Consider the following 25,461-nt stretch of genomic DNA (forward strand, 5'->3'; position numbering starts at 1 on the left):
TTGTTTCTGATTCAATTACCCCTGGCTATAAAACCCGGAACACCGGTTTTCACCACGGAATTGAAACGTTGCCGGGTTTGAATGTTGTTGATTTCGTTGAACGCATCATCAGGCAGCGGGGAAATATCAAAATTCTCCTTCGCGCGCACCTCGGTTTTTGGCGTGGTAAGGAGTGCGGTTCCACGTTGTACCGCCCAGGCCAGTAGTACCTGTGCCGGTGTTTTACCAACGCGCGCAGCTACCGACAAAACAACAGGGTCTTTAAGCGGGCCCGGTTTTATTCCGTGACCTAATGGTGCAAAAGCTAAAAATACAATATCCCTCTCCTTGCAAAACTCCAGGAGTTCGGTCTCCGGTAAATAAGGATGTGATTCTATCTGCACTACAGCCGGTTTAATCCTCGCCAACTCGTAAAGCGGTTTCAGTTCGGCCAGTGTAACGTCAGATAATCCGATGGCATGGCAACGGCCGTTATCTACAAGATTTTCCATTGCTCTCCAGGTATCAAGCAGTGTTACCCCATCGTCATAGATAACATTACCATTCTCATCCCGCGGATCCTGCTCCTCTCCTGCCTGAAACGCAAACGGAGTGTGAATAAGATAAAGATCAAGGTAGTTGAGCCTCAACCTTTCGATACTCCCTTCAAAGGCTGCTTCAACACGGTCGGGCCGATGATTAGTGTTCCACAATTTAGTGGTAACAAAAATATCTTCACGTGCTATACCTTCGGCAGCAAGTCCTTCCTGTAAGGCTTTGCCAACCTCACGTTCATTTCGGTAACGTTCGGCACAATCAAAATGCCGGAACCCGGCTTTCAGTGCGTTTCTCGTAGCACTTATAGTTTCATCAGCATCGGGGATCAGGGTACCAAACCCGAGGGCTGGCATGCCGATTGAATTATTTATTGCTTTCATTTTTATAATATATCTATTGTAATTTACATTAGGTTATCAGGCTAACTGCGTTTGTTTTTAACGTCCAAACTCATAAGTTAACCTTGTTATATATTATCAAATCCGCAATACAAAGTAAGGCAGAAAATCACATATAACTAATTGAATTTCAGATATTTTTTTTCACCAGACCCACCATTTATCATCACAGATCTATCCGTACCTAAAATGACATTCTATCAATTCTCTTTAACCAGGCTAACAGACGTCAGAACCAATTCTTTCGAAACGGCGATATCGTTTCTTCTTTGAAATCCATAGGCCTCAAAAAAAGCCAGGAAAGGGTCAAACTCATACTCGTTTATCCAGGTTGCCTGTTGCCGTGCAGTAAGAGAAAGGCATTTTTCAAACAATGATTTAATCACAGCCTCATCATTATATTCATCCAGTATGTTGAAGTCGGCTATCCGGGCCAAGGTTTTCCCATCAAATATTTGAGGCCGCATACCTTTTGATGTTACCCTGGCATAACCAGCGGGTTGTCCCTCCAAATAAACTATCAAATATTGATTGGACAAGCTATTTAGCTCGGTCATCAATACATCCTGATTAAAGTTTGTGCTGATATAATCATCTAATTCCTGAGCAGAAATTTTCTCTGCAAATTTTTGCCGTGCCGTTGCTACAGCAACAAAGGCAAGCGTATCAATCCCCTGTTTATTCCCGATGACGAATTTTGTTTCAACCTTCATAGTCCTGAATTTAATTTGGTGTTGTTATGCACTCTTCTCTGATTGCAAATTTGGATACGTTTTGTTTTCTTACGAGCACCAAAAAAGCCAATATTTTTACGATTCCGGCCAACCATCCTTTCTTACTTTAAAATGATATTTAATCATTTCATTGCTTTATGCACAAAGCCGAAGATACTGGCAAAGGGATAAACACCATGGTATTTTTACTTGCTTCTGTGGTATTTTACCTGGCGCTTTTTATATAAAATTTGACCGGATTAGTACCCTCTTTATATGAAAGCTACCTTAACTTTGCACAGTTCAACACAATCCGATGATTCCTCTGTTAACTGATCTTATTGCCAACAACCTTACAGTTGTTTTTTGCGGGATCAACCCCGGTTTAAAGTCTGCATGGGATGGCCATCATTTTTCCGGCCGAAGTAATCGTTTCTGGAAAGTATTACATCTGTCAGGTTTTACGCCAAATGAAATTGAGCCTCTTAATGATGCCACAATTCTCGATTTCGGCTATGGCCTTACCACCGCCGTAGAAAGGGCAACCGTACGTGCCGATGAGCTTTCCAAACACGAGTTTGCAAACGCAATTGAAGCCTTCAAAATCAAAATGAACGTTTATCAACCCCAATACATTGCTTTTTTAGGTAAGCCTACTTATATAGCCTTTTCGGGCAAAAAACAGGTTTCATGGGGACATCAGCCCGAAGATTTTTGCGGTGCAAAAGTATGGGTATTGCCTAATCCAAGTGGTTTAAACAGAGGCTTTACACTTAATGACCTTGTGATTCATTATAGCGAGCTATATGTAGCCGTTACAAAACCTGTGATAATTTCCGAAAAGGCTGATAGATCTTGATTTATAATTCTTTGGCCAACTAAACCAGGCTATTAGGCATTGATAAATGTTCTGACGGCCTCGTTTTAGTGACCTGATAAAATGTATTACTAAACGACGACAGGCTCTGATAACCGCATAAAAAAGCGATATCAGCTAAAGAGTGCTCATTTCCGACAATAAGCCTGAATGCTTTAGCCATCCTTAATAATTTCAGGTATTGGAGAAAAGAAACATTTAAGGTTGCCTGAAAAAAACGCGACAAGGTTCGTTCACTAACGCCAAATTTTGAGCTGATACTTTGCAACGTATGGCTTTCAGAAAGGTTATCTTCCAGGTAAGCCAGGATCTTCAGCATCCGTTCATTTTCGGTAAATGGCAAAGCAACAGAAAGTGCCTGATTGCTTAATTGAGGTAATATATTTTTGATGCTCTGTAAAAACACAAATCGCTCATCATCAGGCAAACTATGCCCGTTCCACTGTTCGGTGAACTTTATCATTTGAAAAAGGAGATCGTTTACCGGGTAGATACCTACTTTATTATAAAATTGATTTTGCGAATCACCGTACGTGTGAAAAAAAAGTGTCCGGCATTTAGTAGCGGGATTTCCTATTGTGAATGTATGCTCCACACCTGCCGGAATCCAAAAATAATGCCTTGCAGGTATTACATATAGTTTTTCCCTGAACCTGACATATCCCAACCCTCCTTCAACATAAGTTAGCTGGCTTTTACTATGCATATGAAAAGGAATAAACTTTTCGCACTTTTCATGCATCACAAATATCGAATCATCAAATAATTCAATTTCTTCAAGAGACGCTATCGTACCCATTTTATCTAAACTTTTCGGGCTCCGAAACCAACCCGGATAGTTACCAGGCCCTTCCTTAAATTAACAAAAAAAGAATGATCCGCCCCTACGTTGCAGGGGCAGATACATTCAAATCAAAACAACAATAAAACACAAATCACACTCAGAGGCATTCCCCTCCAAGAACTCAGGAGGTACTAATACCAACCTCAGTTTATCATTACTTAAGCCTTATTTCGCTTAAGCTGCAGCCTTGCGGCACCATCGGAAAAACATTATTTTCTTTTGTGACCATCACTTCAAGCAAAAACGCCCCGCTGCTACTCATCATTTCACTTAAAGCGCCCGGCAACTCATCACGGTCAGATACCCATTTTCCCTTAATACGGTATGATGCTGCCAGGGCAACAAAATCCGGATTTTCAAGATCTGAGAATGAATATCTGCTATCACTAAACAGTTCCTGCCACTGCCGGATCATACCTAAAAAGCGGTTATTTAAAATTATGATCTTAACATCAATCTTGTTTTGCATAATCGTACCCAGTTCCTGCAATGTCATTTGAAAGCCTCCGTCACCCGCTATGGCAATCACCGTTTTTTCAGGTGCACCATATTTTGCACCGATAGCGGCAGGCAAAGCAAAACCCATTGTGCCTAAGCCACCACTGGTTACATTAGTCCGGGTCTTATCCATTTTTGCGTAACGACAGGTTACCATTTGGTTTTGCCCTACATCCGAAACAATAACCGCCTCCCCCTTCGTAAGCTCATTAAGGTTGCGCATAACCTCGCCCATGGTAATATCTACAGAGGTTGGGTATAGCTCGGGGTTGATAACTGTATCGAGTTCTTCTTTATAACGTTTTTGAAACTCTCCTAACCACTCTGCATGCTCTTTTTTTTCGATTAAAGCCGTAAGCATTGGCAAAGTTTCTTTGCAGTCGCCCCACACGGGCACTGTAGCCTTCACGTTTTTGTCGATCTCTGCCGGGTCGATATCAAGATGGATCACTTTAGCCTGTTTAGCGTATTTATCCAGCCGGCCTGTAACCCTGTCATCAAACCGCATCCCAATTGCTATCAGCAAATCGCACTCGTTAGTTAATATATTGGGCGCATAATTTCCATGCATGCCAAGCATACCAACGTTAAGCGGGTGATTGCCCGGAATTGCACCTATACCCAGAATTGTCCAGGCGCTCGGGATGCCCGACTTTTCAATGAAGGCCTTAAATTCATCTTCGGCACCACCTAAAATCACGCCTTGCCCCCAAACCCATAGAGCACAACTTCCACGTTAGTTAGCGCTTGCTTCGAAAAAAAAGAAAAGTGAACCTCGTTTCGCTGCTTTTCCGCCGTTTTGATGTAAACGAGAATAGCTTCACCGGTTATTGGTTCCGCTAAAGCGGGAATTGATAGATCGACAAGTTGAATATCGTTGCGTAGTTCAATTTCTAAATGGGAGAAGAAATCAAAATTGCTTTTTTCGTAAATCAGTCCGGCTTCTGTATTGATTTCCCGAAAGCCCGGGCCGCCGAAGGCTGCCATTGATGCGTTAGCACTGCCTGTATACATTAAATTGGTTTGGCTGCCTTCAAAAATAATGTGCTTCGTATGGAAAAAAGACTGTTTAAAATCCCGTTTTTGAGACCCTGTCCAGGTATAAAAGCGCACGTTAGGTAGCGGTTTCATTTTATAGGGAATCATACCAAACTCCTCCTGGAGTATTACATTGATCTTGTTAGGACGGAACGTTTCTTCGAGCTGGTGGAGGAATGCGCCATTTACATCATAATAAGGGCACATGAGATGAATCTGATTCACGCTTTGTTCACCAACTGCGTCTTTTAATTGCTCAAACATCGATTGGATACCCTGACTACCCAAAAAACTAATCAAAGCACCGTTTCCGCCATTGGCATATTTTTGCTGGCTTTCCGACTTGTTGGTATTGCGTAGCAGATCGCAATTTTCCGCGATCGTATTTATTTTGTGGAGTGCGGACTTCCCCAGATCCTGGTGCAAATGTTGGATAAAACTCCAGGCTTCTTTTAACAAACCCAATCGTAAATCAGTAGGAGCGTCGACATACACCGCATTCCAGGTTTCCAGATTTTTGCCATGTCCAGCGCTGGTCAAATTTCCCGAACCGATTAACAGTAACAAGCTACGGTCACCGGCCAGAAATATAATTTTTGGATGGAATGCCCCATTACTTTGCATGCCATGTAAAGCGTAATTTCGCCGCCGCCTTTCACTTAATCCGCTGTAGCCAGAAAGCTGTTTACTGAGCATCCCACCGTCAGCCAGCACGGAAACATAGTGTACCCCCTTGCTACCCAATAGCGGCAAAACCTGCTGCTCAAAAAAGTAGAGGTCAATGGAATACGTCGTCAGAACCGCCGAGTGAAATTTTCCTGCGGGAATGTCTTTAAGGATGATCTTAGCTTGCATCGGTCAACAGCTTGTTGCCTAAGGCGGTGATGATTATCTTTTTCTCTTCCCTTTGCAACCATTTGACATCCTCCAGGTATTGGACAGCATTTTGTAACCTTGGTGTTGTCCGGTTAGGGTAGGTTTCCCGTAAACGCCAAATCATACCATCTTCGATCATATAATTGTGCACCAGTGCTTGTCCGATCCGCGTTTTACTGAAGGAAGAAAACATATGCATATTAATCACTTTAACCAGTAGGTTTCTCGTGTATATTTCAACGGTTTGATTGTCCGTATTTTTGACCAAATCGGTTAACAACTCCACCACATAACCAGTGCGATTGAAATTAAATTCAGGTATAGCAGCTAACTGTGTGATGCGGCTAAATTGTGGCTTGAAATCCCGATAAATACTGATCAGCAACATGATGGATTTTGAAAGACAAAGACCATACGCCCCTTGCCGGAATGCACTTTGCATAGCCTCATAATATGCGTAGGTATCGGTGTCCCCCTGCTGAACCCAGTTCATTAATTGCACCATTGTTGTTTTAAGGCTGTCCAGATCTTCATCGGCAAAAGCAAGCGAAGTTTGGGCAACTAAAAAATCCAGTCTTTCGTCCAATCCCATCGGATATTCCTGGATGCACCAAAGCAAACAAGCGTGAAAGTACTCCAGCCCAACGTGGGTCAATTCATTCAATTCATAAATGTACCAGGCCGCGGCCGCACATGTGTCAAGCTCGCTCTGTATCCGTTGCCGGCAATAATTTTCTCTGAGAAAGTTCAGTGGCAGTTCCGTGGTTCCCTCGGGATGTTCGGCAAGGTGGGTCAATAACAATAGAATTGTCTGTTTTCGGTAAGAGGAGTCCTGGGCACGGTCGTCCCTAGCTAATAACAGTTGTCGATAAAAGATCACTTCCAGTGATTCCGGAATTTGATGTAAAGCAAAAGACTGGAATTGGGCCAACTTTATGCGTTGGACCTGACCAGTCTTTAAACATTCCCAGAATTGCGCCTGGGTTTCCGCTGAGATATTTGCTCCAAAATAATCACCCAACTGACTGCCTTCTTGCGTTAGGGAATAGATATTTAATTCGGTATTAGGATGATTGATCAGCCCCAAATCCCTAACTACGCCGCTATAATACTGGCCAAACACACCCGCACGAAATGTCCAGTACAACTGGCCTGCAGCCGGATTGTCCCAATCTGCCCCGGCTATTAGGTTAATATCGTCTTCCAGTTTACGGTTCGCAAATGCACTGCCACTTACTCCAGTGACCTCTGGAAATTCCGTTACCATTGTATAGGCCAACAGTAATTCGGCCCGGCGGATATACCGCAGTTGCTCCAGCAAAGAACCCTTCACCGTTGATCGTTTTAATATCAGTTCCAGTAACCAGCAATAAAACCCGATATAGCGGATACGATTAGTTACATTCGTAATACCCACCATCATTTTAGCATAGATCACCACGCTGCTGTTTTGTATAGCCAAAGGATCTCTGCCGCTAGCCGAACCAGCGAATTCAGCCCAGAAAGGTTCAATAAATTCTTCTGTTTGATAAATCATAAGAATGCCTAAAAATGAAGAAAAGACACCCTTTTGGAGCCATCAGATTTCGGCCTAATTCGCCGATCATCGAAGTTGCCGTCGCTGTAATAAGCATGTGGTAAGGGTTAATACGCAATAATACATATTTGTCAGAAATTCTCAGATGTTTACCTTTACGGCAATGGTTACGCCCCCAACACACTATCACGATGTTTTTGATCGTTTAACCAACGAATTACAGCAGCATGCTCCATCTTTCGCTGCCTTATTAAAAATCGTTGAAAATCTCCCTGAAAATTCTATATTTATTGCCGGTGGTGCCGTGCGGGACGCTTTTTAAGACCAGATCAAGATGCAAAAGATCTGGACCTTTTTTTAAATGCAGCCGCCTTTAAATCCATAGAACAATTCCTGCGAGATCAAGGTTCGCTTCAAACTAATCAATTTGGAACATATCGTTGGTTCGGACAAAGCGACGGCTCCATTTATTATGACATCATCATTATCGAAAAATTCTACAATGGTTTATGGCCGTGCAGGGATATTACCGATGTATTAAACCAATTCGATATTACCGCAAACGCAATTGCATTTGACCTGAAAACAGGAACCTGCCATGATCCACAAAACGGCTTGCTGGATATTCGCGAAGGGATACTCCGAGCAGTACGCTTCGATTATCCGGAACTGATGGTTTCACCCACCATACAGCTATCAAGAAATGCGGTACTTTGGTTTCGTTACCAACACTATAGTAAAGCGCTCCAATTATCGTTAGATCCACTCACCGCACAATGGTTAGTGGCTAATGATTACCGGAAAAAAGACCTGGCTCTATTTGCAAAATATTTTTTTGAACCTTGTTTACCAGATGATTGAGCAGAAGATTATTCGTGATATTGTTAAAGAAAACTTTGACGAAGACGTCATTGAAATCAGTACAATCTATGCTGGGGGGATGAACTTCGTCTATGAAGTTATTTTTGGTCACCAAACGATCATGTTGAAGGCTTATCCATCTGTCAGGTCGTCTATTGCAGCAACAGAGTTCGAAATTTTATTATCAGGAAAGAAAAATGGGGTTTTATTACCCGAACCATTTTTTTTCGGCAAAAAAGCTGGTAAAGGCTATTTGGCTTATAAAAAGATTGAAGGAACTAACCTAAATTTTGACCTGTTAGCTATTAGTGAACAGCAGCGCTTTTGTGCTGACCTTGTGCAGAATATTGCTCAGCTGGCAAAAATTTCTTTTCAATATTTTGGAAACATAACGGAAGAGAAAAAGGTGTTTGCCAGTTGGCCTGCATTTCTTTTACAAAACATCGATTCAGGCTTGCTTACTCTTAGAGAAGGTAAGTTTATTCCGGAAGCATCCCTTCAAAAATTAACTGAGTTTATGTTAAGCCACCGGCTATTGAATGAAACTGTTATGCCCTGTTTAGTTTGGGGCGATTTGAAATCTGAAAATATATTAGTGAGCAACGGTAGCCTTGCGGCCTTGCTAGATTTTGAATCTTGTTTTTCAGGTGACCCTTTATTGTCCTTTGGTTATTTGTTTGCACGAGAAGGTGACAGCAGATTTTATAAGACCAGCATTGCAGCATTTCGTCGCCTCCAGTCATTTTCCGATGAGGATATTTATTTTTATGCATTATTCCGCTTTTTGCGAATTTCCAAATACCTAGGCAGTCCATTACCCACTGGCAAAATCAGGGAGCCTGTATTAAACTATTTTCCGGGTATTCAAAAAATTTTAAACCTTTTCAAAAATCAATAAATGGAAACCACAACCGTATTTGTATGCCTTGCAAGCATCGTCATTATAATCTTAATACTGCCGTTGGTATTGCTAATGCGATTTCAAAACAGGATGCCAGTTTTGAATCGTCTCGCAAATCAATTGTTAATCCGGAATTTAGCTGCTCAAGTTCCTCCACAGACACAAGGACTGAATACGAGAACTACGACTGTCTGGACGGTCGTATATATCATATTCAGCTCGTTAATTTCATTGATGGCGTTTTACTCGGCCCACCAAATTGTCGACAAAAAAGTTAAGCCGGTAACGGTAAGCTGGATAAAATCGGACACTTTAAAAATGAAACCTGGCCCCGTATGGTTTTACTATAATAAAAAAAATGGCACACTCAACACGCTCCACGCTATTAACGAGAATGACAAAACCCAATTGGCTTCCTTGATTAACGATGATGACAAAGTATTTCAATCCTACAGCCTAGCTGTCGATCAATTGGCGTTCGCATCTAACCAACCTAAAGACAGCGATATTTATTTCTGGTTAACCTTGCTATACGCGATTGCCGGGTTGTTAGGTGTTCAGTTGAGAACTATCAATAATTTTATAGGGATAGCTTGTTATAAGAAGACTTTCGACTTTCACACCTGGTGGCCATGGTATTTAGTTAGGCCTCTGCTTGGGTTTATTACCGGCGGAGTAGTGTTTTTACTAATTGACAGTAAGCAGTTGTTGGCTGGGGAATCGGCTGGTGGCATGAGTGCCCTTGCATTGACCGCGGCATTCTTAGGTGGATTCAGCGCCGATGAATTCTATGAATTATTGCGTAAAGTTTCGAAAAGAATCTTCGGCGGATAAAATCAGCGTGGTATAATAATGACTACTCTGATGTTATATTTCACCTACCGACGACTTGTTTGTGACCTAGCGTCGTTAACAACGCCAGGTCACTCATTAGATATTAATCGAAGCGCTCTTGTCGTTTATTAATATCTCGCTTAAACTTCCCTCGAAATCTGAATGCCATTATTTGAAAGCCTATGCTGTACAGCTAAGTCATGGTTTGTAAGCAAATTAATAACCGCCGATTGTACCTCATCAATTATATCCCAATTTTTGGAAACGTAAACATCTGTAACCCGATTTGAATTATCCTTATGATTCATTGCGAGGCCTACATCATCCATACTAAAACGACAACGGTTCCTTGCCAAATCTCCGAAAGCATGCCGAGCATTGTAAAATTCGGGATTCTTAAAACCCAGAGCTTTGCCGATCTTTTTTATGCCATAGGCAATGGCGTAATTCAAAGAATATTGGCTTACATACCGATTCTTCAAAGTACCGGCATATTTCATGTAAAGAGGCTTGGCAACATCCGGAATAAATATGCTGATATAAGCTTTATCACGCCTCCTGCCTTTTGTTTTAGAACGATTATAATTGACACGTTCATCTGACGCATCTGGAAGTGGCAACTTATACATGTCGACCGAGTTCATACCACACAAGTAAAAACTAAGCATAAAAAGATCACGGGCGAGCTCGATGCGCGAATCCGGTTCCACCACAAAATCTCTGATAGCTATAACCTGTTCAACTGTTAGCTTCGGCTTATTTGTTGGCTCAACCTGGGGAAGCTTATATTTTCTGAAAGGATAGTGTTTTACAATCATAACTCCCTCGTCTTCGTCATTGTAGAAGTCCCTGATGCAATTGAATAGTATCCGCAAGTCTCGCATATTATTATGTACTCCATTCGTTGTCATGCCGGCAAGTTCACGCTTGCGGGGCCTATTAAATTGATCCGGGCGAATCTGTGTCCGCGGGCTGCGCATGAACTGTTCATAACTTTGAAGCATGTTGACTCGGATGTCCGTTATTCGAATATCTTCTGTACGGAAGAAATCAATTAAGCCATTAATAGTAGCTTGCATATTTTTTGCACTGCCCGAACGATTAGCCTTTTTTAGTTCTTGTACACGCCTGCGACCAAACTCAACCACATTAATATCTTCAGCTTTAACTTCTTCCTTGGTAAGGTTAACCGCAAGTTTTGATGATGTAAATGAGCTAAGTTTAGTTCCTAGCTCACCGATCTTTAATCTGTATTCGGTCAATATAGGGTTGAGCATAGCCAGAAGCTTTGGGTCTTTAATCTGGTTCTTTTTCCAGATCTGTTTCGCATTTACGAAATGAGAGGTTTCGAGGTAGGTGGAACGCCCATCTTTGTTTACCCTGATTTTTACATTCCAGGTACCGTCTTTCTTTTTTTGGCTTGGAATGATCACAGCACTTACAGTAGCCATAATTTTGACTTTAATGGCTCAACAAAATGATAAATCCCGTTATCAATTATTTATCAATTTTTTTGAACCGAATTCGACAAATTTTCTTGCTGAATTGCAAAGACACCCGACCGGGTTACCTAAAAAGAATTAGTACAAGTATAGCACTTTTTTTTAGAAACAGGCCATTTTCAGATGAAAATGACCTGCTCTAAGTGCGCCCACCAGGACTTGAACCTGGGACCTGCGGATTATGAGTCCGACGCTCTAACCAACTGAGCTATAGGCGCTTATGGTTTTTATTTTTTTCGAACAAATTCGAAATTGAGGCTTTTTTACTCTTCCTTTCAAAAATTGATAATTTCAAAAATTATCAATTTTTCATGAAGCAAAAACCCCGTTTTTAATATCCTACGCCTAATTTCTCCGAAGATTATGAGTCTTCTACTCTAACCGACTGAGCTATAGGCGCGGTTATTTTGTTTTTGTTTGCGGGTGCAATTTTACATATTTGCGGCCATATCTCAAACTCTTTTTATGGAAAATATTAAAAATATCATCTTTGATTATGGCAATGTTATTTTCAGTCTTAGCTTCGCCAGTGTACAACAAGCATGGAATCAGTTAGGTATAAGCAACCCTGAAACGTTTTTCGGCCACAAAACCCAGGATGAAATTTTTGATAAATTTGATCGTGGTGAGGTTACTGCGGAACAATTCAGAGCGTATGTAAGGGAAAAAACCAACAATCCATCGCTCAGCGACGCGCAAATTGATGTTGCATGGAATAGTATTTTAGTTGGAATTGCCGATGGCAACCATGATCTGTTACTCAAATTAAAAGATAAATACCGCACATTTTTGTTGAGTAACATCAACGCAATCCACTATGATTATATCATGAACTACCTTAAAACCAATTTCGGTTTCGACGGGAATGATCATTTGTTCGAAAAAACATATTACTCGCACCTTACCGGCAAGCGCAAGCCTGAACCTGCCATCTTTGAACAAGTATTAAAGGAGAATGATCTGAAACCGGAGGAGACTTTATTTATTGACGATAGCCCGCAGCATTTAGAGGCGGCTAAAAAACTGGGCATTCAAACCTTTTTAATGACAGCTCCTGATACAATACAGGCTTTTGCAAAAAGAGCGCATTTAATTTAATAAATGCACTCTTTTACTGGTCTTTTATAATTAAGCGCTTCGGCGCTTTCTTTCTTTTGTTATCAAGCTTAGCTCACGGCTCATTTGTCCGGCTATGGCCGTATTTTCCTGTGCACGACGGAACAAGTATGGCAGCACTGCCTTTACAGGCCCGTAGGGTACATATTTGGCTACATTATAATCGGCATGAGCCAGGTTAAAGCTCAGGTTATCGCTCATGCCCAATAACTGCGAGAAGTAAACATGGGGGTGCTTATGGTCGATACCTTTGTTATCCAGTAACTCGGCCAGTAGGCGGCAACTTTCTTCGTTATGCGTGCCTGCTATAAATGCTATTTGATCAATATGGCTTGTGCAATAATCAAGCGCCGAGTCATAATCAAGGTCGGCCGATTTTTTATCGGGCTGAATTGGCGATGGGTAACCTTTTTCTTCGGCGCGTCTACGTTCTTTTTCCATGTAAGCACCACGTACAATCTTTGCACCCAATATAAACCCTTCGCTTTGGGCAATCTCATGATCATTTAACATTGATGCCAATTTATCATGCCTGTACATTTGATAGGTATTATATACTATAGGCTTTTGCTTGTTAAACTGCGTCATCATGGTAAGCGCCAAAAGATCAATAGTATCCTGGATCCAGCTTTCTTCGGCATCTATCATTACAGGTACATTGTTTTTATATGCCCTATCACATATGGCCAGCACCCGGGCCTGTACCCTGCTCCACTCCTCTTCTTCAGTATCGTTTAGTTTAAGGCGTGCGTCCAATTTTTCAAGCAAGCCGAACCGGCCTACACCTGTTATTTTAAACACGGTAAGCGGAATGGCTTTATCTTTTGCTGCACGTTCAATGGTACGGATGATCTCATCACGGGTATTATCAAATACCGTTTCTTCCTCTTCACCCTCTACCGAGTAGTCTAAAATTGTGCCTACCCTGCCGCTATAAAGGTTTTTGATAGTATAATCGCATTCGGCAATAGTTTCGCCGCCGCAAAAATGTTTAAATATGGTAGCTTTGATGATACTTTTTATAGGTAAACCAATCTTCATAGCAAAGTTGGTAACCGGCGGACCTATCTTTACTAAAAAGTTGACATTGATCATCCTGAACAGCCAGTATGCCCGGTTCAGATCGGCGTTGGATGAATGGCGAAAAGCTATTTCTGTATTTTCGAACGAGGGCGTATTTCGTCCTTGATTATTGTTAGTTTCAAAAGAGGTCATCTGCAAAATTATAAAATGATAACTCATAATTGCATGAATAGTTTATTTTTGCCATCCCATGATCGAATTTAAGTTAGAAGGGGACTTTATCCCCATGATCCAGCTACTCAAAGCTGCGAACTTAGTACAAACCGGCGGCGAAGCGCAAATAGTTGTAACTGAGGGACTCGTGAAGTATAACGGTGCAGTTGATTACCGTAAACGCCTTAAAGTTAAAAGAGGAGATACGGTTGAGTTCGATGGTAATAAAATTATAGTAATATAATAATGAACACTATTTTAAGCGATAATTACTCGGTTTATTTTGATAATAGCCTTGATGAATTAGTTGATTTTATTAAAAAAGGCAACTATTCAAAATTTTTTATTTTAACCGACGAAAACACAGGCGAACATTGCCTGCCATTACTTACAAGCAAACTTACCGGCTTCAATAATTACGACCTGATCGAGATCTCATCGGGTGAAGAAAGCAAGACCATTGATTTTTGTGTAGGTGTTTGGAAAATGCTGATCGATTTTGGTGCCGACCGTAAAAGCCTCATGATAAACCTTGGAGGTGGTGTTATTACAGATATGGGCGGCTTTGCAGCATCTACCTATAAAAGAGGGATAGATTTTGTGCAGGTACCCACTACCCTGCTTTCGCAGGTTGACGCATCTGTTGGTGGCAAAACAGGTATCGATGTTGATGGTATCAAAAACATCATCGGCACATTCACCATGCCTAAGGCAGTATTTATTGCGCATGAATTTTTACAAAGTCTTCCCCCGCGCCAGATCCTTTCAGGGTTGGCCGAAATGCTTAAGCATGGCTTAATTGTAGACTCAGGGTATTGGAACAAACTTAAAAACAGCGACCTCAAAAACCCATCTGTTGAACTTGTGCATCGTTCGGTAGAGATCAAGAACGAGATTACTATTGAGGACCCTCACGAAAAGGGTATCCGCAAGGCGCTTAATTTTGGACACACCATTGGCCATGCTGTCGAGACATATTCATTACTTCATGACAAAGACAGCCTGTCGCACGGTGAGGCGGTTGCTATCGGTATGATCTGCGAATCATATCTCGCCCATAAAAAAACAGGGTTGCCTTCTGAAGAACTTCATGAAATTGTCATGGTACTAACCGATCTTTATCCAAAATATACGATAAAAGAAGCAAGCTTTGACGAGCTGCTCCTCAATATGAAAAAGGATAAAAAGAACGTGGGCGACGAAATTAATTGCACCTTATTGACACATATAGGTGAGTTTAGTATTGATAATGTGTGTACAGCCGACGAACTTTGCGAAAGTTTGAGATACTACATTAACCTGTAAAATGCTGCAGCATATAGATCCGCGTAATCAGGCGGCCCTTGTTTTAATGGGCTTATTGGTTGTTTTAACCCTGGTTGAAATGGCTTTAAGCTATTGGGAAGACCGCAAGTATTATGAAACGCGCGACACACTGACCAACATATATCTTACATCGCTGGCTGTTGTTACCAACCTTTGTGTTAAGGTATTTACATTTTTTATACTCGACTACACTTACCAGCATTACAGGCTCTTTGAAATCCGGAATATTTTCTGGTATTGGTTTGTACTGGTCATAGTTCAGGACTTTTTGTACTGGGTACTGCATTACACCGGCCATTATTGCCGCATGTTTTGGGCTATGCACGTTACCCATCACTCGTCCGAACATTTCAATTTCACAACGGGTTTCAGGTCTACAGTTTTTGAGCCGCTTTACAGGGTATTCTTTTATTTACCGCTGGCCTTAATGGGTTTTACTGCTTTAGATATTTTATACGCTTATTTAATAACACAGCTTTACGGTAACCTGGTACATACGCAATATAAAATCCCGTTGCCAAAATGGTATGGATGGATCTTTGTAACCCCCGCCCATCACCGTGTACACCATGCATCAAACATTCCTTACCTGGATAAAAACATGGGTATGGTATTGATCATCTGGGACAGGATATTTGGTACCTTCCGCGACGAAGATTTGCCTGAACCGGTTAAATATGGCTTAACTAAACAGCCAGACGATATGGGACCAGTGAACGTTTTATTTCATGAATGGAAAGCATTGCTACATGATGCAAAAAATGCCCCCGATCTTAAATCAAAAATAGGATATTTTATACATCCACCGGGATGGAGTCACGACGGCAGCACTCAAACTGCACGTGTATTGCAACAGGAATATAAAGAAATGGAAGAGGCGCATAAAAAGCACGAAACTGCAGCCTGACAATATTATATTTGGCGTGGCATTTTGTGCCACGCTAAATCATGTTACAATTAATATCCAAGCTTCAGCATAACACCTACGAAAAGGGTGAATACTCCGACGAACAACCTCGTGACGTTGAAGAAACCATTAAGCTTATTAAAGATTTCCCCTGGGATGCTGAACGGGCGTTAACCGATATTCAATTAACCGGTCCATCAGTAACTATTCAGGATTCTGATTTGAATTACATCAAGTTAGGGCTTTACTTTAATGGCAAGTTTTGTGTTTATTATCTTGATAAGAGCAATCACTTATTTGAATATCATGCGCCCACCATCAGTGAGGCTTGCAACCTTGTAGAGGACTTCTTTAACTCGAGGCTTGATTTAATGCCCTTTGAAAAACACTTCTTTAATATTGGCAACCAACCTCACTTCAACAGTAACGATTTTGTATATCGGGTAAAACCCGCGAGGGTAATTGCTTTTGTAGCTTTTATCTCCGTATATCTGTTATTTGCCGTCTCTATATTCGTTGTGAGTATGCTTCACATCGGCAACCGTCCATTTCCAATGCCTATATTTTTATCCATTATCGCCATAGGTTTATTTATTGGTTATGCAGTATCGGTAACAATAAAAGGGCGCAATCAATATCTGCAAATTTCACGTGGCAATAATGTATTTTCGTATGGGTTTGACGAGCAACGCATCGTTATCTATAATAAAGCGGATGTGGAAGAAATCATGCACGTAACTGCAATAAGGGATCGCAACGTTGGCAACGTAAGAATCAGGTTTAAAAGCGGAGTAGTCATTCAACCCACTATGCTAATTCATGATTATGACCTTCTTAATAAATTTCCGGAAAATTTGGGTATAAAGGTAAGTTACAAGCAAAATATACTTTCCGACGATCAAAACGCATTTAACACCAAATTAAATTTGGTTGACCTATTATTTTTAACAAAAAATAAAATTATCTATTGACAAACTGTTTTTTTACCGTACATTTACGGCGTAATAAAAAACAACAAATGAAATTAACAGGTGCATACTTTTTTGGTTACTACTTTTACTTTACCAGTGAGAGCCGGGACTAATATGTACTAAACAAAACATATAAAAAACACAAAAAGTCCCGGCCCAACAGTCGGGACTTTTTGCTTTAACAGGGTTTATGAAAATAGAAAGACCAAAAGTTGCAATTCAGGGTATTCGGGCTTCCTTTCACGAGGAAGCTGCAATAAGGTACTTTGGCGAGAACATCGAAACCATTGAGTGCAACTCTTTTAAGCAAACATTCGAAAGCTTAAAAAAACGAGAAGCCGATTATGTAGTAATGGCGATAGAGAACAGCATCGCCGGTAGTATTCTGCCAAATTATACCCTACTGCTCGATTACGGCTTTCCCGTGGTTGGTGAAATTTACCTGCCTATACAGCTGCATCTGATGGCTTTGCCGGGCGTAAAATTTGAGGATGTAAAATATGTAACATCCCATCCTATAGCACTACGCCAGTGTGTTGATTTTTTTGATGAATACCCGCACCTTAAAATTGTGGAGAGCAGCGATACTGCCGCCTGTGCCAAACGCATCAGGGATGAACAACTTACCGATACTGTAGCTGTAGCTAATGCCCTGGCCGCCCAGCTTTACGGCCTGGATGTACTGGAACGACGTATCGAATCAAACAAAAGGAATTTCACCCGTTTCCTGATCATGACCCAGCATGACAATGTTGAAAAGAAACCTGCTAACAAAGCTTCGCTATGCTTCCAGGTAAGTAACAAAGTTGGTGCATTAGCTAAAGTGCTTAACATTTTTGCCGAAGAAGGTGTAAACATGAGCAAAATTCAGTCGATGCCGATTTTGGGTAAACGCAATGAGTACAATTTTTATGTAGATGTTGAATGGGAGGAGCAAAAACAATATGACGCATCCATAAGGCAGATCCTTAAGTATACCCATAACTTCAATATCCTTGGCGAATACGAAAGACATGATGATGAACCAACGACTACTCCAAAGCCAAATCGAACCGAACGGAGCACTCGCAAGTATATCAACATCAGGCGCAACGTATAAACGAAACGTTCTACATTAAACAGGAACCAAAAAAACTAACATAATTTAAATTATCAACTAACAATCCCGGCTAACACCGGATAAACAAAAAACAAGATGAAACTAAATTTAAACATACAGCCGCTTAACACCTGGATTAAAACAGGTAAGGAACCTCTGGTAATTTCAGGCCCTTGCAGCGCTGAAACCGAAGAACAATTAGTAGCCACAGCACATTTATTAGCTCAAACAGGTAAAATCTCTGCATTGCGTGCAGGTATCTGGAAACCACGTACCCGTCCGGGTGAGTTTGAAGGTATCGGCAGCATCGGTTTGGAGTGGTTAAAACGCGCCAAAGAAGAAACCGGCTTGCCAACCGCTGTTGAAGTTGCTACTGCAAAACACGTTGAAGAAGCTTTAAAAGCCGGCGTTGATATCCTTTGGGTAGGCGCACGTTCAACTGCAAATCCGTTCACAGTTCAGGAAATTGCTGATGCTTTAAAAGGTGTTGACGTGCCTGTAATGGTTAAAAACCCGGTAAATCCTGATCTTTCATTATGGGTTGGTGCTTTAGAGCGTATCAACAACGCAGGTATTACCAAATTAGCTGCAATTCACCGTGGTTTCTCATCTTACGAAAAATCAGCTTTCCGTAACGAACCAATGTGGGATGTTGCTATCAGCTTAAAAACATTAGCTCCTGAGCTTCCTATCATCAACGATCCAAGCCACATCACCGGTAACCGCGATTTGATCGGCTACATTTCACAAAAAGCATTAGACCTGGATATGCAAGGCTTAATGATCGAATCACACATCGATCCAAGCGTAGCATGGACAGATGCAAAACAACAGGTTACCCCTGCTGCCCTTGCTGACATCATTGACCATTTAGCATTACGCAAGCCAGAAGTTAAAAATTCTGAAGTGAGCGATAAACTGGCTGAGCTTCGTAACCAAATCGACAAAATCGATGACCTGGTGATCCAAAAAATTGCTGAGCGTATGCAGATTGCTGAAAAAATCGGTCAGTACAAAAAAGATAACAACATCACCATTTTGCAAGTTGGCCGTTGGGATGAGATCCTGCAAAAACGTACAACTTATGGTAAAGCATTAAAATTAAGCGCCGAATTCACTGAAAAATTGCTTGAACTGGTTCACAACGAATCTATCCGCAGGCAAACAGAGGTAATGAACGCCGATGCCGCTCAGGGCCAGGCTGCAGAAAAACTTACACACGCTTAATTTGATAATGATGCAAAACATCATTCTTAAAAGAAACAACAAGATCGTTAATGGTACGGTTAACCTCACCGGCTCAAAAAGTGAGTGTAACCGTGCTTTGATCATCGAAGCGCTTAGCGAAAGCAAAGTAAAGGTTGAGAACATCTCGGACGCTGCCGATGCTGTTTTGTTAGCGGGCATTTTAAGGGGGAATCAGGAGGCTGTGTCAGCAGATTCTTCCCTTAACAATTCAGAAATCGAAAATTGCAAATCCGAAATCGTTGATATCGGTCCTGCCGGTACAGCGATGCGCTTTTTAACAGCTTACTATGCTATTCAGGAAGATGAGGTGATATTAACCGGTAGCAAACGTATGAAAGAACGACCGATAGGTATATTGGTTGATGCACTGAGGACCTTGGGTGCCAATATTGATTATGAAGAGAATGATGGGTACCCTCCTATCAAACTAAAAGGTGGTTTTAAACAACAAACCGGTAAGATCAATATTAAAGGCAATATCAGCAGCCAGTACATTACTGCGTTATTACTTATTGCCCCTGCCCTGCCTTTAGGCTTAGAGCTCCATATTGAAGGTGAATTAACATCTCGTCCTTATGTTGAAATGACTTTGGCCATGCTTGAAACTTCCGGTATCAAGCACACGTGGGAAGGTAATGTTATTGCAATTTCAAATCAGGAATTTACAACAACATCATTGTACGTTGAACCAGACTGGAGCGCTGCCTCATACTGGTATGCCATTGCAGCTCTTGCTGATGAGGCCGAACTGTTTTTAACAGGATTGACACCTTATAGCTTACAGGGAGATAGCGTGATCACCGAGATCATGGCCAACTTTGGTATCACTTCGCAGTTTAAGGACGGCGGTGTTCATTTGAAGAAAGAGAATAAACCAATTTCCCGCCGAGAATTTGATCTGAAAGAATGTCCCGATCTGGCACAAACCGTAATTGTTGTTTGCGCAGCACTAAACCACGAAGCATCATTTACCGGTTTAGAAACTTTGAAGATCAAAGAAACCGACCGCATCCTCGCCCTTCAAACGGAGCTTGGTAAAATGGGTGTTAAGCTGATTGAAAAAGATGAAGTTTACACACTTGATTGCAGCGGCAAGTTTATTCCGGATAATATCTTCATCAATACTTACCATGATCACCGTATGGCTATGGCCTTTGCGCCGCTTGCCCTCACCCTTCCGCAAATGGAATTTGAGAACGGTCCGGTAGTTGAAAAATCATATCCCGCTTTTTGGAACGATCTGGAAAAGCAGGGGTTTGAAGTGGAAGAGAAAGAAGCTTAAAGCAGAAAGCCGAAGGCTCAAAGCAAAAACACAACCCACCACGTCATTGCGAGGTAATCTCAAATATGGGTAAGACTTACGAAGTTTTAAAAACTTCGTAAGTCTGGGTTCTAAAACATAAAACCACGTCATTGCGAGGCACGAAGCAATCCCCGATTAGCAGGTTCGCCCTGTATAATTCGCGATTGCTTCGTAACTCGCAATGACGGTTATAAATACTAACATCTCATATCTAAAACTATGGCAGGCAATTCATTCGGGCAATTATTCAGGATAACTACTTTTGGCGAATCACATGGCGAAGCTATCGGCGTAATTATTGACGGATGCCCGGCAGGTTTACAGGTTGACCTTGATTATATACAGGGTGAACTGGATAAACGCAAGCCAGGCCAGTCAAAGATCACCACACAACGAAAAGAAAGCGATACAGTAAAAATCCTTTCGGGCACCTTTGAAGGTAAAACCACAGGTACACCTATTGCTATGCTAATCCCCAATGAAGATCAGCGTTCAAAAGATTACAGCCATAATGTGGATATATTTCGCCCATCGCATGCCGATTATACTTATCAAGCCAAATACGGCATCCGCGACCACCGTGGCGGCGGTCGTTCATCGGCTCGTGAAACAGCTGCCCGTGTTGCTGCAGGCGCTTTAGCAAAATTATTGCTAAAAACCCAGGGCATCGAAATTGTTGCCCATGTAAGCAGTGTAGGCAAAATCAACGCGCCTAACGTATTTATCAGCGACCCGCTTGAGTTTATTGATGAACGCGAAAAAAATATTGTACGCTGCGCCGATCCGGCAACAGCCGAAGAAATGATCGAGTTTATTGATAGTGTACGTAAAGATGGTGATACTGTTGGTGGTAAAATCAGCTGTTATGTAAAAAACTGCCCTGTTGGCCTTGGTGAACCAGTGTTTGATAAGTTACATGCCGATTTAGGTAAAGCAATGCTAAGCATTAACGCCGTTCACGGTTTTGAGTTTGGCTCGGGCTTTGAAGGCAGCGAAATGCGTGGTTCAGAACATAACGACATTTTTGTAAAATCACATTTAGGTGATATACAAACAATCACCAACTTTTCTGGAGGGATTCAGGGTGGTATCAGCAATGGTATGCCTATCGAGTTTAAAGTTGCCTTTAAACCGGTAGCTACCATCATGAAAAACCAGGCTACTATTGATAGCGAGGGCAACGCTGCCGAAATATCAGGCAAAGGCCGTCATGATCCTTGTGTGGTTCCGCGTGCCGTACCTATTGTTGAAGCAATGGCAGCCCTTGTTTTAGCCGATCATTGGCTTAGGAATAGAAACGCCAAATTGATTTAATGATGTGCAAATATGCAGATGTGCAGATTATCTCTTAATTCGCACATCTGTATTCATTTCATAATTTGCACATTTGCATATCCGCACATTTGCACATCATCCTCATGCTTACCTCAATTATCCAATTATACAAACAAGCCTATAGCGGACTTTCAAAAAACAGCTGGTACCTGAGCATCGTAATGCTTATTAACCGTAGCGGTACCATGGTTGTACCCTTCATGACCATTTATACCATCAGGCAACTGCACTTTACAATTGAGCAGTCGGGATATATTATGGCCATTTTTGGTGTAGGTGCAGTATCTGGTGGTTTTATTGGCGGTAAGCTGATTAACAAGATAGGCTTTTATGATTTACAGGTTGGCGCACTACTTACCGGCGGATTGCTGTTCCTGGTATTAGGCTACCAGCGCAGTTTTGTCAGCATGGCTATCTTTACTTTTGTGCTAAGCATCTGTAATGAATCGTTCAGGCCTGCAAACTCTACGGCCATTGCCCATTACAGTACCGAAGAAAACAAAACGCGTTCCTATTCACTTAATCGACTTGCTACTAATCTGGGCTGGGCTTTTGGTGGCGGTTTAGGAGGGCTACTGTCGTCAATAGATTATCATTTGCTTTTTTGGGTAGATGGTTGTACCAATATTGCCGCAGGCGTGCTATTGCTCACGTTGATGCCTCGTTCAAAAGTGGCAAAAACAATTAAAGAAGCGGTGGCCGGTTTTGATGAAGTGGTTTCATCGGCTTATAAAGATGGGGTTTATCTGTTATTCATCTTATTAGCTACGCTGTTTGCGACCTGCTTTTTCCAGTTTTTTATTATGCAACCTGTATTCTACAAAATACAATGGCATTTTAACGAGCGCTTTATCGGTTTCCTACTTGCGTTAAACGGTGTACTTATTGTTTTAATTGAAATGATCCTGATTAACTGGCTTGAGGGCAAACGCCATGCTTTAACCTATATTATCTCAGGCATTTTAGTTACCGGGGCGGGCTTTGTATTACTTAACCTCATGCCTCACGTGCCATTAGTAGCAATACTGATTGTATGTATGGTTACTTTGGGCGAAATGCTCTCTATGCCTTTCATGAATACCTTTTGGATAAGCCGTTCAAATGCACGTAATCGGGGCGAGTATGCCGCTTTATACAGCATGTCGTGGTCGGGCGCACAAATTATCGCCCCGTTTTTAGGCAGCCAGGTTATTGCCTATGGCGGATTTGAAATGCTTTGGTGGCTATTAGGCGGCGTTTGCCTGTTTGTAGCCTTTGGTTATTTCATCATGAAACGATCGATACATATCAATAAAAGAGTGCCCGTTTTGCCTTAAATTGCTGTCATGAAAAAAGCCATCATATTAGATCTTGATAATACCATATATCCGGTTAGTTCCATTGCCGATCACTTATTTAATGAGCTATTTAATTTTCTTGATCAGCATATTGCTGGCGAGGGTATCGAGCATATTAATAAAGCAAAGGAGGATTTAAAGCGGATTCCCTATCAAAAGGTGGCAGACAAATATCAATTTAGCGATCTCGTTAAAAACAAAGGACTCGAGCTATTAAATAACATCGAATACAACCGGCCAATGCAGCCTTTTGATGACTATAAGCATATCCGTGAAACTAAGATCACCAAATTTTTGGTTACCACGGGCTTCACCAAACTGCAATGGAGCAAGGTAAAAATGCTGAATATCGAAGCCGATTTTGAAGCTATCCACATTGTTGACCCAGAGCTTTCGCGACTAACAAAAAAAGATATTTTCGCGTCGATATTAGAGAAATACGATTACAAACCCGAAGACGTGCTCATTATTGGTGACGATCCCGAATCTGAAATAAAGGCAGCAAGCGAATTGGGTATCGATACTTTTCTATACGATCCTGAAAATAAACATCCAAACGCCCGGGTAACCTATCGCTCACAAAATCTTAAAGACGCGGCCGCTATTGTTGCTTAAGCACCCTTACTGTAACCAAAAGCTGTCCAAGATGGCGCATGGTATGTTCGGCGGAATGCGTATACAAACCAATTACTGTTGATGGCAACTGCGCCCGGCCTACACCTCTCCAGTTGGTTAAAGTGCCGGTATCGGTTGCCTTAAGCTGATCAATAGCACTGTCCACCTGAACATTAAAAGCATCTATCAAATCAGCTACACCAATGATATGCTCACCAGGTTTGCCTTCGGTTGCAAGATAATTTAGTTGCGTTTCGCTAAGTCCCTCTCCTTTTGCGTAGGTAAGAAGCCGGTTAAGTACCCCGGTAAGGTGTTGCAAATGAAAGCCCGGTGAAGCCATACCTGCAAGCTTTTCCCATAACAGCTTTTCCGGAAAATCGGTCATCAATTCATTAAGCTCTTCCCTTGCCTGTAAAAGCGCATGTGCAACAGGTTGAAGCAGGGCCGGTACACCGTCCAGCGGCCCGCGAAGCCAAACTTCAGGTAATTTTTGAACAGACATTAGTTTTTATTTAGCATTGTTTTCACCTGTTCGTGATTTAATGTTTGGGGTAAACCATATATAGTTTTCACCCTTTCATGTGTATTATCAGTCCACAGCCAGCTTGTCCATACCATAAACCAGGCCCATTCGGGCTGGGCTGCCAGAATTTCGGGTTTTGGCAGTTCGCCTGTTTCTGTTAGCGCGATGATCTTGCCATTAGCAACCTTAAGCAAATCGTTATAATCCCGTTGTTCATAATCGAAATGATAGATATCGGCACCTAAAATATCTACATAATCGGCACCCGGATAAAAGTCCTTATAGTCATACGCTTCATCTAATGGCAGGTCGCGCAAACCATTAGGGCCCCATACCCAAATCAGGTTATTTAAATGATGATAATTTGTATAGCGGTCGTACATCATTTTCCAGAGTTTGATGATACCGTCGTTACCTTTTTTGTTTCCCCACCAAAACCACACACCATTCATTTCGTGGTAGGGGCGCCATAAAACAGGCACATGGGCATCTCTGAGCTGTTTTAAATAACCCGCTACTACATCAATCTGCGCCAGCCATTTTTTATTCAGTTCGGTATTGGGTGTTGTCAACTCCTTCCATTGCGCATCAGTCAATTTCCCCTGGATGCTTTGCTTCCAATCATAGGGAGGGTTATCAATTGGCCGGCCTTGGTGCCACATCAATGTTACGAGATAACCATCCTGCCATTTCTGCTTGGCTTCATTAACCAGGTCCTGTCCCAGGTCTTTATCTCCCCAAAGCATGAAATCAGAACCCCACACCGCGGGATAATGTCCTGTAATGGCTTTAGCACTGTCTGAAAAAACGTCACGGTCACTGTTATAATTCTGCTGGCCCGACAAAATATGTTTGCCTTTTATACTATAAAGGAAAGCGAGCAACTTATTTACCTCAGGCGATGCTTCTTTATTTACTGGTTTAAAACTTTGTGCTAACGCCATGAAAGGCAATGATATGATTAAAGCAATTGGAAGCAGTTTTTTCATTTTAATTAAAACAGATTATCCTGGTTAATGGTTATAGAGC

25 protein-coding genes, 1 tRNA gene and 1 pseudogene are annotated in these 25,461 nt (G+C 41.7%); 15 read left to right on the forward strand and 12 right to left on the reverse strand.

The window, feature by feature from the left end:
- Positions 1-11: 11 nt before the first annotated feature.
- Entirely contained in the window at positions 12-917 is a 906-nt protein-coding gene (locus tag BMX50_RS03000) for an aldo/keto reductase (protein ID WP_091207436.1), read from the reverse strand.
- 218 nt (positions 918-1,135) lie between these two features.
- On the reverse strand, positions 1,136-1,648 hold the full coding sequence (locus BMX50_RS03005; protein ID WP_091207439.1) for a hypothetical protein: 513 nt from the start codon (positions 1,646-1,648) through the stop codon (positions 1,136-1,138).
- 316 nt (positions 1,649-1,964) lie between these two features.
- Between BMX50_RS03005 and mug the strand changes: the two genes are divergently transcribed.
- Positions 1,965-2,507 carry a G/U mismatch-specific DNA glycosylase gene (gene mug / locus BMX50_RS03010; RefSeq protein ID WP_091207442.1) on the forward strand — a complete coding sequence of 181 codons (543 nt, stop codon included), beginning with the start codon at positions 1,965-1,967 and terminating at the stop codon, positions 2,505-2,507.
- Between the two features lie 19 nt (positions 2,508-2,526).
- Here mug and BMX50_RS03015 read toward each other — a convergent pair whose 3' ends face one another.
- From BMX50_RS03015 to BMX50_RS03030, 4 genes and pseudogenes are all read right to left on the reverse strand, one after another.
- Complete coding sequence (locus tag BMX50_RS03015; RefSeq protein WP_091207445.1) at positions 2,527-3,324, reverse strand: AraC family transcriptional regulator; 798 nt, start codon at positions 3,322-3,324, stop codon at positions 2,527-2,529.
- A 199-nt stretch (positions 3,325-3,523) separates the two neighbouring features.
- Positions 3,524-4,582: pseudogene (locus BMX50_RS03020) on the reverse strand (thiamine pyrophosphate-binding protein); the annotation flags it as partial.
- Positions 4,564-5,760 (reverse strand): hypothetical protein, encoded by a 1,197-nt coding sequence (locus tag BMX50_RS03025; protein WP_091207450.1) that lies wholly within the window; start codon positions 5,758-5,760, stop codon positions 4,564-4,566. The pseudogene BMX50_RS03020 and the gene BMX50_RS03025, both read right to left, overlap by 19 nt.
- Positions 5,750-7,318 (reverse strand): hypothetical protein, encoded by a 1,569-nt coding sequence (locus BMX50_RS03030; protein ID WP_091207453.1) that lies wholly within the window; start codon positions 7,316-7,318, stop codon positions 5,750-5,752. The genes BMX50_RS03025 and BMX50_RS03030 overlap by 11 nt, the downstream gene beginning before the upstream one ends.
- Positions 7,319-7,481: 163 nt before the next feature.
- Between BMX50_RS03030 and BMX50_RS34400 the strand changes: the two genes are divergently transcribed.
- On the forward strand, positions 7,482-7,640 hold the full coding sequence (locus tag BMX50_RS34400; protein ID WP_167667788.1) for a hypothetical protein: 159 nt from the start codon (positions 7,482-7,484) through the stop codon (positions 7,638-7,640).
- Positions 7,641-7,871: 231 nt separating this feature from the next.
- Here the strand turns inward: BMX50_RS34400 and BMX50_RS34170 are convergent, their stop codons facing one another.
- The gene (locus BMX50_RS34170; protein WP_143065066.1) at positions 7,872-8,084 is read right to left on the reverse strand and encodes a hypothetical protein; all 213 of its coding nucleotides are present in this window, start codon (positions 8,082-8,084) and stop codon (positions 7,872-7,874) included.
- An 87-nt stretch (positions 8,085-8,171) separates the two neighbouring features.
- Between BMX50_RS34170 and BMX50_RS03035 the strand changes: the two genes are divergently transcribed.
- Together BMX50_RS03035 and BMX50_RS03040 are read left to right on the forward strand one after the other, a co-directional pair.
- The gene (locus tag BMX50_RS03035; RefSeq protein ID WP_167667789.1) at positions 8,172-9,077 is read left to right on the forward strand and encodes a phosphotransferase family protein; all 906 of its coding nucleotides are present in this window, start codon (positions 8,172-8,174) and stop codon (positions 9,075-9,077) included.
- Positions 9,078-9,914, forward strand: a complete 837-nt coding sequence (locus BMX50_RS03040; RefSeq protein ID WP_091207458.1) for a hypothetical protein — start codon at positions 9,078-9,080, stop codon at positions 9,912-9,914.
- Between the two features lie 140 nt (positions 9,915-10,054).
- On the opposite strand, the gene BMX50_RS03045 is transcribed toward BMX50_RS03040, so the two are convergent.
- Positions 10,055-11,365, reverse strand: coding sequence for a phage integrase SAM-like domain-containing protein (locus BMX50_RS03045; RefSeq protein ID WP_091207461.1), 1,311 nt, complete (start codon positions 11,363-11,365; stop codon positions 10,055-10,057).
- A 195-nt stretch (positions 11,366-11,560) separates the two neighbouring features.
- Positions 11,561-11,634: transfer RNA gene (locus tag BMX50_RS03050), tRNA-Ile, on the reverse strand.
- A 247-nt stretch (positions 11,635-11,881) separates the two neighbouring features.
- On the opposite strand from BMX50_RS03050, the gene BMX50_RS03055 reads away from it, so the two are divergent.
- Positions 11,882-12,514 (forward strand): HAD family hydrolase, encoded by a 633-nt coding sequence (locus BMX50_RS03055; RefSeq protein WP_208864630.1) that lies wholly within the window; start codon positions 11,882-11,884, stop codon positions 12,512-12,514.
- A 30-nt stretch (positions 12,515-12,544) separates the two neighbouring features.
- On the opposite strand, the gene BMX50_RS03060 is transcribed toward BMX50_RS03055, so the two are convergent.
- Complete coding sequence (locus BMX50_RS03060) at positions 12,545-13,747, reverse strand: proline dehydrogenase family protein (RefSeq protein WP_091207468.1); 1,203 nt, start codon at positions 13,745-13,747, stop codon at positions 12,545-12,547.
- A gap of 58 nt (positions 13,748-13,805) precedes the next feature.
- Here BMX50_RS03060 and BMX50_RS03065 point away from each other — a divergent pair, with 58 nt between their 5' ends.
- The 10 genes from BMX50_RS03065 (at position 13,806) to BMX50_RS03110 (ending at position 23,909) form a co-directional block, all read left to right on the forward strand.
- A complete protein-coding gene (locus tag BMX50_RS03065; protein ID WP_091207471.1) occupies positions 13,806-14,012 on the forward strand; it encodes an RNA-binding S4 domain-containing protein in 207 nt (68 codons plus the stop codon).
- 2 nt (positions 14,013-14,014) lie between these two features.
- A complete protein-coding gene (gene aroB, locus BMX50_RS03070; protein WP_091207473.1) occupies positions 14,015-15,073 on the forward strand; it encodes a 3-dehydroquinate synthase in 1,059 nt (352 codons plus the stop codon).
- A 1-nt stretch (position 15,074) separates the two neighbouring features.
- Complete coding sequence (locus BMX50_RS03075) at positions 15,075-16,001, forward strand: sterol desaturase family protein (RefSeq protein WP_091207476.1); 927 nt, start codon at positions 15,075-15,077, stop codon at positions 15,999-16,001.
- Positions 16,002-16,042: 41 nt separating this feature from the next.
- Positions 16,043-16,972 carry a PH domain-containing protein gene (locus tag BMX50_RS03080; RefSeq protein ID WP_091207479.1) on the forward strand — a complete coding sequence of 310 codons (930 nt, stop codon included), beginning with the start codon at positions 16,043-16,045 and terminating at the stop codon, positions 16,970-16,972.
- Positions 16,973-17,162: 190 nt separating this feature from the next.
- Positions 17,163-18,071: a prephenate dehydratase gene (locus BMX50_RS03085; protein ID WP_091207482.1), complete on the forward strand. Its 909-nt coding sequence runs from the start codon at positions 17,163-17,165 to the stop codon at positions 18,069-18,071.
- Between the two features lie 96 nt (positions 18,072-18,167).
- Positions 18,168-19,298, forward strand: coding sequence for a chorismate mutase (locus BMX50_RS03090; RefSeq protein WP_091207484.1), 1,131 nt, complete (start codon positions 18,168-18,170; stop codon positions 19,296-19,298).
- 7 nt (positions 19,299-19,305) lie between these two features.
- Complete coding sequence (gene aroA / locus BMX50_RS03095; RefSeq protein ID WP_091207487.1) at positions 19,306-20,601, forward strand: 3-phosphoshikimate 1-carboxyvinyltransferase; 1,296 nt, start codon at positions 19,306-19,308, stop codon at positions 20,599-20,601.
- Positions 20,602-20,841: 240 nt separating this feature from the next.
- Entirely contained in the window at positions 20,842-21,936 is a 1,095-nt protein-coding gene (aroC, locus tag BMX50_RS03100; protein WP_091207489.1) for a chorismate synthase, read from the forward strand.
- 104 nt (positions 21,937-22,040) lie between these two features.
- Positions 22,041-23,273 (forward strand): MFS transporter, encoded by a 1,233-nt coding sequence (locus BMX50_RS03105; RefSeq protein WP_091207492.1) that lies wholly within the window; start codon positions 22,041-22,043, stop codon positions 23,271-23,273.
- Positions 23,274-23,282: 9 nt separating this feature from the next.
- On the forward strand, positions 23,283-23,909 hold the full coding sequence (locus tag BMX50_RS03110; protein WP_091207494.1) for an HAD family hydrolase: 627 nt from the start codon (positions 23,283-23,285) through the stop codon (positions 23,907-23,909).
- Here BMX50_RS03110 and BMX50_RS03115 read toward each other — a convergent pair.
- Together BMX50_RS03115 and BMX50_RS03120 are read right to left on the reverse strand one after the other, a co-directional pair.
- A complete protein-coding gene (locus BMX50_RS03115; RefSeq protein ID WP_091207496.1) occupies positions 23,896-24,411 on the reverse strand; it encodes a DinB family protein in 516 nt (171 codons plus the stop codon). The genes BMX50_RS03110 and BMX50_RS03115 overlap by 14 nt on opposite strands.
- Complete coding sequence (locus BMX50_RS03120) at positions 24,411-25,421, reverse strand: glycosyl hydrolase (RefSeq protein WP_091207498.1); 1,011 nt, start codon at positions 25,419-25,421, stop codon at positions 24,411-24,413. The genes BMX50_RS03115 and BMX50_RS03120 overlap by 1 nt, the downstream gene beginning before the upstream one ends.
- Between the last annotated feature and the right edge of the window lie 40 nt (positions 25,422-25,461).

This window comes from Mucilaginibacter gossypiicola (genome assembly GCF_900110105.1).
Taxonomy (GTDB): Bacteria; Bacteroidota; Bacteroidia; order Sphingobacteriales; family Sphingobacteriaceae; genus Mucilaginibacter; species Mucilaginibacter gossypiicola.

Excerpts from the sequence above, each read along its gene's own strand:
- BMX50_RS03000 (WP_091207436.1), bottom strand. The coding sequence starts at position 917 with ATGAAAGCAATAAATAATTCAATCGGCATGCCAGCCCTCGGGTTTGGT.
- BMX50_RS03005 (WP_091207439.1), bottom strand. The coding sequence starts at position 1,648 with ATGAAGGTTGAAACAAAATTCGTCATCGGGAATAAACAGGGGATTGAT.
- mug (WP_091207442.1), top strand. The coding sequence starts at position 1,965 with ATGATTCCTCTGTTAACTGATCTTATTGCCAACAACCTTACAGTTGTT.
- BMX50_RS03015 (WP_091207445.1), bottom strand. The coding sequence starts at position 3,324 with ATGGGTACGATAGCGTCTCTTGAAGAAATTGAATTATTTGATGATTCG.
- BMX50_RS03025 (WP_091207450.1), bottom strand. The coding sequence starts at position 5,760 with ATGCAAGCTAAGATCATCCTTAAAGACATTCCCGCAGGAAAATTTCAC.
- BMX50_RS03030 (WP_091207453.1), bottom strand. The coding sequence starts at position 7,318 with ATGATTTATCAAACAGAAGAATTTATTGAACCTTTCTGGGCTGAATTC.
- BMX50_RS34400 (WP_167667788.1), top strand. The coding sequence starts at position 7,482 with ATGGTTACGCCCCCAACACACTATCACGATGTTTTTGATCGTTTAACC.
- BMX50_RS03035 (WP_167667789.1), top strand. The coding sequence starts at position 8,172 with ATGATTGAGCAGAAGATTATTCGTGATATTGTTAAAGAAAACTTTGAC.
- BMX50_RS03040 (WP_091207458.1), top strand. The coding sequence starts at position 9,078 with ATGGAAACCACAACCGTATTTGTATGCCTTGCAAGCATCGTCATTATA.
- BMX50_RS03045 (WP_091207461.1), bottom strand. The coding sequence starts at position 11,365 with ATGGCTACTGTAAGTGCTGTGATCATTCCAAGCCAAAAAAAGAAAGAC.
- BMX50_RS03055 (WP_208864630.1), top strand. The coding sequence starts at position 11,882 with ATGGAAAATATTAAAAATATCATCTTTGATTATGGCAATGTTATTTTC.
- BMX50_RS03060 (WP_091207468.1), bottom strand. The coding sequence starts at position 13,747 with ATGACCTCTTTTGAAACTAACAATAATCAAGGACGAAATACGCCCTCG.
- BMX50_RS03065 (WP_091207471.1), top strand. The coding sequence starts at position 13,806 with ATGATCGAATTTAAGTTAGAAGGGGACTTTATCCCCATGATCCAGCTA.
- aroB (WP_091207473.1), top strand. The coding sequence starts at position 14,015 with ATGAACACTATTTTAAGCGATAATTACTCGGTTTATTTTGATAATAGC.
- BMX50_RS03075 (WP_091207476.1), top strand. The coding sequence starts at position 15,075 with ATGCTGCAGCATATAGATCCGCGTAATCAGGCGGCCCTTGTTTTAATG.
- BMX50_RS03080 (WP_091207479.1), top strand. The coding sequence starts at position 16,043 with ATGTTACAATTAATATCCAAGCTTCAGCATAACACCTACGAAAAGGGT.
- BMX50_RS03085 (WP_091207482.1), top strand. The coding sequence starts at position 17,163 with ATGAAAATAGAAAGACCAAAAGTTGCAATTCAGGGTATTCGGGCTTCC.
- BMX50_RS03090 (WP_091207484.1), top strand. The coding sequence starts at position 18,168 with ATGAAACTAAATTTAAACATACAGCCGCTTAACACCTGGATTAAAACA.
- aroA (WP_091207487.1), top strand. The coding sequence starts at position 19,306 with ATGATGCAAAACATCATTCTTAAAAGAAACAACAAGATCGTTAATGGT.
- aroC (WP_091207489.1), top strand. The coding sequence starts at position 20,842 with ATGGCAGGCAATTCATTCGGGCAATTATTCAGGATAACTACTTTTGGC.
- BMX50_RS03105 (WP_091207492.1), top strand. The coding sequence starts at position 22,041 with ATGCTTACCTCAATTATCCAATTATACAAACAAGCCTATAGCGGACTT.
- BMX50_RS03110 (WP_091207494.1), top strand. The coding sequence starts at position 23,283 with ATGAAAAAAGCCATCATATTAGATCTTGATAATACCATATATCCGGTT.
- BMX50_RS03115 (WP_091207496.1), bottom strand. The coding sequence starts at position 24,411 with ATGTCTGTTCAAAAATTACCTGAAGTTTGGCTTCGCGGGCCGCTGGAC.
- BMX50_RS03120 (WP_091207498.1), bottom strand. The coding sequence starts at position 25,421 with ATGAAAAAACTGCTTCCAATTGCTTTAATCATATCATTGCCTTTCATG.